Origin of the sequence: Halomonas sp. ND22Bw (assembly GCF_003011945.1) — a bacterium.
Classification (GTDB): domain Bacteria; phylum Pseudomonadota; class Gammaproteobacteria; order Pseudomonadales; family Halomonadaceae; genus Halomonas; species Halomonas halophila.
In genome coordinates, this window is the sequence record NZ_PXWD01000593.1 from 1 (window position 1) to 291 (window position 291).

The 291-nt window shown below is 68.0% G+C and carries 1 protein-coding gene; it reads right to left on the minus strand.

Annotation, left to right across the window (positions count from 1 at the left end; all coding sequences use genetic code 11):
- Positions 1-271 (minus strand): hypothetical protein (locus tag CVH10_RS19525; RefSeq protein ID WP_219924860.1); only part of this gene is annotated, 271 nt, incomplete at its 3' end.
- Between the last annotated feature and the right edge of the window lie 20 nt (positions 272-291).

Genomic DNA, 291 nt, shown 5'->3' on the forward strand with positions numbered 1-291 from the left:
CAACCGCCACCCGACGTCGCGCCATCCCATAAGCCACACCGGCGACGACAAGAGGCGGCGTCACGGCAAGCAGCAGGATGACCGCAAAAGGCAGCCGCATCCAAAGGCTGAGCAGCAACACGGCCGCCGCCCCGACAATGCACGAACGCGCGGTCCAGACGATGGCGCGATCCCAGGCGGCGTTGCGCTGACGCTGGGCCAGGACGCGCTGTCCCCGGGCCTCCAACGCATCGAGGCGCAGACGCATCTGGTCTTCGACGCCCTGGATCATCCGCCCCTTCCTGACACCCT